This is a genomic window from Mycobacterium neumannii (genome assembly GCF_002245615.1).
In the GTDB taxonomy this organism is placed as follows: domain Bacteria; phylum Actinomycetota; class Actinomycetes; order Mycobacteriales; family Mycobacteriaceae; genus Mycobacterium; species Mycobacterium neumannii_A.
This window is the reverse complement of record NZ_NKCO01000046.1, coordinates 1-8258: the sequence shown is the minus strand read 5'-3', so window position 1 is coordinate 8258 and position 8258 is coordinate 1. Positions and strand designations below refer to the sequence as shown.

Below are 8258 nucleotides of genomic sequence, written 5' to 3'. Positions count from 1 at the left end.
GAGACAGGTGCTGGGCACGATCGCGCTCTCTCCCGGGCTGGGCCGTTGGTCGGCTGTCGGCCGGATGCTCACCGCGAGCGAGATCACGAGCGCGACGACGCCGACGACGAAGATCGACGCCATCGCGCTGCCGACGAGCAGGAACGGCTTGCGATCGTCGTTGGCCGCGGCGGACAGGTTGGTACTCGACGCGAAGTCGGCGGCGTAAGCGCCGTCACCACCGGCGGGCGCGAGTTGTGTCTCCGCGCCGGCGAGCCCGGCGTACACCGAACCCGCGGTTGTGCCGTCGGGGTCCTGGGAATAGGCCAGCCCGACGGTCGAGGCCTCCAACGCGGGGGCGGCGGCCGCGGCCAAGGCCGCACCGCGTGCCAGCGCCATCTGCGGCTCGTCGGGGGCGTGCACCGGCAGGCTGACCAGATGCTCGAGATGGCTCTTCACCGAGCTCACGTCGACGCCGGATCCGACGACGAACATGCCCTGCGGTGAGTTGTCCTGGGCGTCGACGGCGGCAGCCATGTCAGCGAGCACAGCCATCGCGTCCTGGCTGTGCAGGCTGCTACTGAGGACCTTGACCACTGACCCGTCGTCGGTCTGGACCACCGACAGCGTCGCGGCGTCCCGGTCGATGAAGAGCAGTGCGGTGGTGTCGTAGCCCACCGCCCGCCCGACGGCCTGAGCGAGCGAGGCCGCGGCGTGACCGTCGGAGACGAGCATGACGTCGTCTATATCGCGGGCAGCGAGCGCATCGCGCAGATGCGCGGCCTCGGCGTGATCGCTCCATGTGACGCCGATGGCCTTCAGGTCATGCCCACCCGCTTCGGCGCTCTCCTTGGTGCCGAGGACGGCGTCCACAACTTGGGCGGCGGCGCCCGATGTTGCTGAGCCATCAGTCCCACTGACGTCGAAGACGTCGTGGTCGACGGTGGCCCCGTCGGCCATCTCGCCTTCAACCAGCACCATGCGGACCGTCGCAGGTGTCATCGATACACCCAGAACGATGTCCACTGCCCCTCCAAAAACCGTTTGCTACCAAGCCCGGATCGCCGATCGGCATCTCGCCACGCACAAGTCGGCGACTAGTGGTTCATCGCCGTGAGCAGGACAGGCGTTACGCCTCCACCGACATTTGCTGGGTCGATGCTGCCGACGTTTGGTATCTCGACCCTACTCGTGTCAACGACCGTCCGCGCCGAGCGGTTCAACTCGACTTCATGAAGTTCTGGTACGACCGCGACGGGGTCGGACCGCGCTGGCCCTGATACTTCGAGCCGACCCGCGCGCTGCCGTAGGGATGCTCGGCGGGGCTGGTCAGCCGCAGCAGGCACAGCTGGCCGATCTTCATTCCCGGCCACAGCGTGATCGGCAGATTCGCGACGTTCGACAACTCCAGGGTGATGTGCCCGGAGAACCCCGGGTCGATGAACCCCGCGGTGGAGTGCGTCAACAGCCCCAGCCGGCCCAGCGACGACTTGCCCTCCAGCCGGCCCGCGAGATCGTCGGGCAGCGTGCACAGTTCCAGCGTCGACCCGAGCACGAACTCGCCGGGGTGCAGCACGAACGGCTCACCCGGGTCGGCTTCGACCAAGGTGGTCAGCTCGTCTTGCTGCTTGGCAGGGTCGATGTGCGTGTATCGCGTGTTGTTGAAGACGCGGAACAGGTTGTCGAGGCGGACGTCGATGCTGGACGGCTGGACCAGGGAGTCGTCGAACGGATCGAGCCCCAGTCGCTCGGCAGCGATCTCGGCGCGGATGTCGCGGTCGGAGAGCAGCACGCGACGAGCCTAGCGGCTCGGATGTTAGCCTTCGTGCTCAAACAAGCCGGTGTAGTTCAATGGCAGAACATCAGCTTCCCAAGCTGAGAACGCGGGTTCGATTCCCGTCACCGGCTCCACGAAATCGCATCAGCGCATATCCGCGGTGGCCGACGCCCATAGAGAAGTGACTGCCCGGCAATCGCCCGGTGTTCCGGTTGTTGGTTGAAAGCCGGTACCCCGGGTACTAGAAGTTCTGGCCAGATGCGCGCCGCCAGCGAACGCCGAGGGAGTCGCCACACCAATGGACAGCTACTCCACCGCGCCACCGTGCGCTGACAGCCCGCCGCACGCCGAGATCCGCCCCGGCGATCACCCGATCTCACCGGACGACGACCCGTTCTACCGAGCGCCAGAGGGCTACGAGCACGCTGAACCCGGCACGGTGTTGCGCTCGCGTGACGTGGAGATCGGGTTTCTGGGTGTCATCAGTCAGCGAGTCCACGCCACTCAGTTGCTATACCGCACCACTAATCTGCACGAAGAGCCGGAAGTCGCCGTAACCACCGTCCTCGTCCCGACGCAGCGCGAGGCAACTGCCGCTGGCCCGGTGCTGTCTTATCAGTGCGCGATCGATGCGGTGGCCTCGCGCTGCTTCCCCTCGTTCGCCATGCGGCGCGGTGCGCGACCGATCGGTGGCTTCGTCCAAGCCGAGTACCTGTTGGTGACCGCCGCACTGGCCGAAGGCTGGGCGGTATGCGTACCCGATCACGAAGGCTGCCACGGCATGTGGGGCTCTCCCGTCGAGCCCGGCTACCGGATTCTGGACGGGTTGCGCGCGGCGATGCGATGCGAGCGCGTGAACTTGTCGCCCTCAGCGCCGGTAGGTCTGTGGGGATACTCCGGGGGAGGCTTGGCGTCGGCGTGGGCGGCCGAATTGTGTGAGCGATATGCGCCGGAGCTCAATGTCGTTGGGGCCGTTCTGGGTTCACCCGTCGGGGATCCGGGAAGCGTGGCACGCCGCCTCAACGGCAGCTTCTTCGCCGGCTTAGCCGCGCTGATGATCTCCGCATTGACACAGGTCTTCCCTGGCGCGCAGAACGTGGTGGACGAGCATGCGACTGACCAGGGCAAGGCGCTGCTCGATGAGTTGCAGACGATGACCACGGCCCAGGCGGTATGGAAGTTCCGCAATGTCGATATCGGGTCCTATGTCGACATGACCGCCGACGAGCTGTGGGACCTACCCGAAGTGCGCCACATCTTCGACGAGACCAAGCTCGGCAAGTCCAGGCCCAAGCCTCCCGTGCTGGTCATACAGGCGGTGCACGACGAAATCATCAGCGTTGACGATGTCGACGCCCTGGTGGCCGAGTATGAACGCCTTGGTGCAGCGGTCACCTACCACCGCGACCGGTTCTGCGGGCATCTGCTCCTGCATCCACTGTCGGCCCCCATGACGCTGAGGTGGCTGCGCGATCGCTTCACGAACCGGCCGGTCAACGAGCACCGAACGCGCACGGTGTGGCCCACGATGTTCAACCCGTCGACCTACTTGGGCATGGTCAAGTTGGGCGTCATCACGGCGAAGGTCGTGCTCGGACTGCCTATTGAACGTCAACCGCTGTCGACGACAGATGCGCGGTGACACTCCGCAGCGATTCGAGCGATATGCAGGCCCTGACGGCCGTTTCGGCATTTGACCTGTACGTTCTCCCCAACCAACAAAACGAGGGAGACCCATGCCAACCAAGAGTGCTCGACGACGTGCGACGTGCTTGATCGCCATCGGTACTGCCAGCGCGCTCACGCTCGCCGGCTGCACTTCCGCCGTCGCCCAACCGGGCGCGCCGAGCACCGCGGAGTCGCTGCGCATCGTGCTGGGCTCACAACCGCAGCCGTCACAAATCCCGCTGGTCTATGGCGTTGACCGCTACGGGTCCGACTTCGGGTTGCCCCTCAGCGTCGAGCAGAACATCATCCAATACGACACCCACATCGACGCGGTGCAGACCCTGCGCGACGGCCGAGCTCAGGTTCTGGCGACGTCGGTCTCCGCGATCTTGGATGCGCGCGAGCACGGCGAGGACGTCAAGGTGTTCTGCCCCTACGTCAGCATGGATGACTTCGTCCTCGCCGGTGCCAACGGTGTGCACAACGCCAGTCAGCTGTTCGAGCCGTCGACCCGCGTGGGGATCGACAGCCCCGGTGGCTCTGGAGCCATCGTGCTCAACGCGCTGTTGAGCGGCGTCGGCGAGCACCGCGACGTCCACGAGATTCCTAATCAGCAGATCCTCGAAAGCTCGAGCGCCCGATTGGATGCGTGGGTCGCAGGCGAACTGGATGCGACCGTGATTCACGACACCCAGTACGACGGTGCGAAGGCAATGGTGAATCAGCCGGTGCTGATCGCCACCCTCTACGACAATGCCCCCGGGTTCATCAAGGTAGCCCAGGCCGCCCGCGCGGATTGGCTCGCACAGAACCGCGAACTCGCCGCCAAGTACTGTGCCACCACGTTGCGTGCGATGAAGACACTGAAGAGCGACTTCGCGCTGTTCCAAAGTGGAGTCAACGAATACGTCGAAGCACCCCCCTCCGACGAATCGCTGAGGGAGCTGTTCGCGCTCATCCAGCAGCACCCGTTCTGGACCGACGAGGGCGGGCTCACCGATGAGAGCGTGAAGTTCATGATCGACATCGCGAGAGAATCGGACGTCCTCACCCAGCCCATGAACGCCGCCGACGCCGTCGACCGTCAGACGCTGAACCGGGCCGTCGAACTCGCCAACATGCCAACGCAATAGTCGCGGCCGCCGAAGTCGTCCACACCTCGTTACGCAACAACCGACCAATTGACGCTTCGGCTGGTTAAATTGGCCCGTGAAGGCATTCGTCGCGAGAGAGCCGGGTCAGCAGCACAGTGGATGACACGGTCAGAGACGGCGGCGACGCCACGCAAAGGCCGATAGCGGGAACCGGCGACGACCCCCTTGCACGCAGGCGCGTGGAGCGCGACGAAAAACCCACAAGGCACTTCGGCCGCTACGGGTTGCTGTCGTTGTTGGGCGCAGGTGGCATGGGCCAGGTGTGGCGGGCACGCGACTCGCAGACCAATCGGGTGGTCGCGCTGAAGGTGTTGCCCGAGCACTCCGCCAACGACCGGGAGACACGCGAACGGTTTCGGCGGGAGTGCGAGGCGGTGGCACAGCTGACCGAGCCGCACGTCATCCCGATCCACGACTTCGGCGATGTGGACGGTCGGCTGTTTCTCAACATGCGACTGGTGGACGGCACGGACCTACGCACGCTGATCAAACAAGAGGGCGCACTGCCGCCGGCGCGTGCGGTCGCGATCATCGCTCAAGTGGCCGGCGCACTTCAGGCTGCCCACGACGTGGGTCTGGTGCATCGCGATGTCAAACCCTCCAACATCCTGGTGTGCACCAACGATTTCGCCTATTTGATCGACTTCGGCATCGCTCACGCCTCAGGAGACGCCACGCTGACCAAGGCTGGTGAAACCATCGGCACCGCCGCCTACATGGCGCCGGAGGCCATCGGTGCCGCTGTGAAAACCCATTCACGCGTGGACGTTTACGCACTCGCGTGTGTGCTGTACGAATGCCTCACCGGCGAGCCGCCTTTCGCCAGCGATATGGGTATACAGGGCATGATCGCCCATCACCTCCACACTCCGCCGCCGCAGCCCAGCGCCAGCGACGCCGGCGTTCCGGCGGCTTTCGATGCAGTCATCGCCAAGGGGATGGCCAAGAACCCCGATGACCGCTACCCGACCGTCCAGGATCTGGCGCTGGCCGCCCGGGCGGCGTTGGGCGACGCCGACGCTGTTGCCAAGGCATCGGGTAAACGACGGAGACGACTGTCAAGCAAGGCTGTCGGTCTCATGGCAGCGGCCGCGACGGCAGTGGTGGCGGTCGTCATGGCTGGAGTCGTCATCGTCGGGGGACAGTCATCCGACGCGAGCAGCTCTTCACCCATACCGGTCGGCCAGGGCTTCTCATCGCAAACTGCGTTGCCTTTCACAGGGGTTCATGTCTCCGCAGGAATCGCGGTCGAAGCCGACGGAACCGCGTACGTCACCGGCGTCGGTATCGATCGGGTGATGCGGCTGGAACCCGGTGCGGCGGCCGCGACTGAGCTGCCGATCAAGGGTCTGAAGAACCCGCGGGATATCGCGGTGGATGCCAAGGGCGATGTTTACGTCACCGACTCGGGTAACGACCGGGTGATGTGGCTTCCGGTCGGCGCACCCGCGGCGATTCAGCTGCCGTTCAGCGGACTCAACGATCCCCGCGGCATTACCGTCAAGCCGAACGGCGACGTCTATGTCGTCGACCGTGGCAACAATCGGGTGCTGTTTCTGGCGACGGGCGCAGCAACTCCCACCCCGGTACCGTTCAGCGGTCTCAACGACCCCCGCGGCGTGGCCGTCGGCCCGGCAGGCGGTGTCGTCGTCACCGACACGGGTAACAATCGGGTGCTGAAGTTGGAAGCCGGCGCGTCGCAGGCCACTCCACTCCCGTTCGCCGGGGTGAATGAGCCCCACGGTGTGGCTATCGACTCAGAAGGCGGCGTCTACGTCACCGACCGCGGTAACGCCGGGATCGTCGAACTACGACCCGGCACGAGGGCCGCGATTCCGCTGCCGTTCGTGGGGCTGAATGACCCGCAGGGAGTCGCGGTCGACGCGGCGGGCAATGTCTATATCACCGATGTGGGCTCCGACCCCGTGATCAAACTCTCGGTCGGTTGATGACAAAGGGGCCCATGGTTGCGTCGGGCCTCGATTTCGGTGTGCTGGGCCCGCTGCGTGTCAGCGTGAACCGCCAGCCGGTGCCGTTGGGAACGCCGAAGCAGTGCGCTGTACTGGCACTGCTGCTGATCAACCGCAACCGCCCCGTGCCCCGCGATTCGATCATCGCGGCGATCTGGGACGAAGACATGCCGGAAGCCGACGCGATACACAACCTGCACGTCTACGTGGCGAACCTGCGCAAGGTCCTCGGCTCGGGCGGCGCCGACGCGAAGGCCGTCTTGGCCAGTGCCCGACCGGGTTATCAGCTCAACGTGCCCGACGCGGCCTGCGATCTGGGGCGGTTCAACACGGAGAAGGCGGCCGGGGCGCAGGCGGCGGCGGCGGGCCGGTTCGGGCTGGCCACCGATCGGCTGTCGGCCGCGTTGGCGCAGTGGCGCGGCTCGGTCCTCGACGACCTACGGGAGTTTCGCTTCGTCGAGCCGTTCGCCACAGCACTCGTCGAGGACAGGGTGACGACGCATGTGTTGCGCGCCGAAGCCGAAATCGCCTGCGGACGTGCCGATTCAGTGATCAGCGGGCTCGAGGATCTCGTCGGCGAGCACCCCTATCGGGAACCTCTGTGGGCACAGTTGATCACGGCCTACTATCTGGCCGAGCGGCAGACCGATGCGCTGGACGCGTACCGCCGTGTCAGATCGACACTGTCGGAGGAACTGGGCATCGATCCGGGACCGTCGTTGCGCACGCTGCACGAGCGGATCCTGCGCCAGGAGCCGTTGGACGTTGCGCGGATCGCGCAGAGCGACGCCTCCGACGTCGTCACCATGCTCGAGAGCCATCTGTCGACCACCATGACGGCGGCGGCCAGAACCAATCGAGCGCAGCTCCGCGATGTCGCGGGCCGCTGTTATCCGCTGGAAACCGTGGTGACCGGCATCGGGCGCCGAGCCGACAACACCGTCGTCATCGACGACCCGAAAGTCAGCCGGTACCACGCGACGATCATCGACACCGGCGCGAGCTTCGTGATCAACGACCTGCGGTCCGGCAACGGCGTGGTGGTCGGGCATGGGCGGGTTCGCGGCAGCACCGCGCTCTGCGACGGCGACGTCATCGACATCGCCGGGCACCAGTTCACCTTCGAGATCGCATCCGAGGATTCACCCGCTCATTGATCGCTGAGCAGCATGAATGCGGCATTGAGATTCCATTGAGGGCCGCGTTCGATTCTTTTCTCAACGCCACACCAGATGGCCCCGAGAAAAGGAACTCAGATGATCAAGAACCGCATCGCCGCCACCGCCGCCCTCGTCGTCTTCGCACTGGCAGCCCTGGCCGGCATCCTCGCCGCAAGCGCCAACGCCGACACCGCCTCCAACACCACCGGCACACAGATGACAGGCACCGCCCAGCAGTCGGTCGCCAACGCCCGCCAGGCACTCGACGAGCAGCTCGACGCCGCACGCGACGGCAACGGCGTCGGCGTCCCCCAGCCCGGCATCGCCCAAAGCGAACAGCACATCGCCTTCCCCAAGACCCCCCACGGCGCCTACACCGGCAAGCCCGCCCACAACAACGGCGCCGACCCCGCCACCGGCTCCCACACCCCCCAGCCCATCACCGCCTCCTCCACCCACGTCACGACCTCTCCCCTTTCCACAACCTCCACCCCACGCCACTAGGCCTCACCCCCTCTGCCACCCCTTTCCTTGAAACCACAACCTACTC

7 protein-coding genes and 1 tRNA gene are annotated in these 8258 nt (G+C 65.7%); 6 read left to right on the top strand and 2 right to left on the bottom strand.

Features of this window, described 5'->3' with window-relative positions; genetic code table 11:
* Both CEX88_RS25630 and dcd read right to left on the bottom strand, forming a co-directional pair.
* Positions 1-1005, bottom strand: a 1005-nt coding sequence (locus tag CEX88_RS25630; RefSeq protein ID WP_420799249.1) for a DUF7159 family protein, incomplete at its 3' end; no start/stop codon positions are given.
* A gap of 193 nt (positions 1006-1198) precedes the next feature.
* The gene (gene dcd / locus CEX88_RS25625; RefSeq protein WP_094295622.1) at positions 1199-1771 is read right to left on the bottom strand and encodes a dCTP deaminase; all 573 of its coding nucleotides are present in this window, start codon (positions 1769-1771) and stop codon (positions 1199-1201) included.
* Between the two features lie 45 nt (positions 1772-1816).
* On the opposite strand from dcd, the gene CEX88_RS25620 reads away from it, so the two are divergent.
* From CEX88_RS25620 to CEX88_RS25595, 6 genes are all read left to right on the top strand, one after another.
* Positions 1817-1890: transfer RNA gene (locus tag CEX88_RS25620), tRNA-Gly, on the top strand.
* 164 nt (positions 1891-2054) lie between these two features.
* Positions 2055-3398, top strand: a complete 1344-nt coding sequence (locus tag CEX88_RS25615; RefSeq protein WP_094295621.1) for a lipase family protein — start codon at positions 2055-2057, stop codon at positions 3396-3398.
* 94 nt (positions 3399-3492) lie between these two features.
* A complete protein-coding gene (locus CEX88_RS26470; RefSeq protein ID WP_238382210.1) occupies positions 3493-4557 on the top strand; it encodes an ABC transporter substrate-binding protein in 1065 nt (354 codons plus the stop codon).
* Between the two features lie 200 nt (positions 4558-4757).
* Positions 4758-6527, top strand: coding sequence for a serine/threonine-protein kinase PknD (locus CEX88_RS25605; protein WP_238382209.1), 1770 nt, complete (start codon positions 4758-4760; stop codon positions 6525-6527).
* Complete coding sequence (locus tag CEX88_RS25600) at positions 6527-7705, top strand: BTAD domain-containing putative transcriptional regulator (protein ID WP_094295619.1); 1179 nt, start codon at positions 6527-6529, stop codon at positions 7703-7705. The genes CEX88_RS25605 and CEX88_RS25600 overlap by 1 nt, the downstream gene beginning before the upstream one ends.
* Before the next feature lie 99 nt (positions 7706-7804).
* On the top strand, positions 7805-8212 hold the full coding sequence (locus tag CEX88_RS25595; RefSeq protein ID WP_141209859.1) for a hypothetical protein: 408 nt from the start codon (positions 7805-7807) through the stop codon (positions 8210-8212).
* Positions 8213-8258 lie beyond the last annotated feature (46 nt).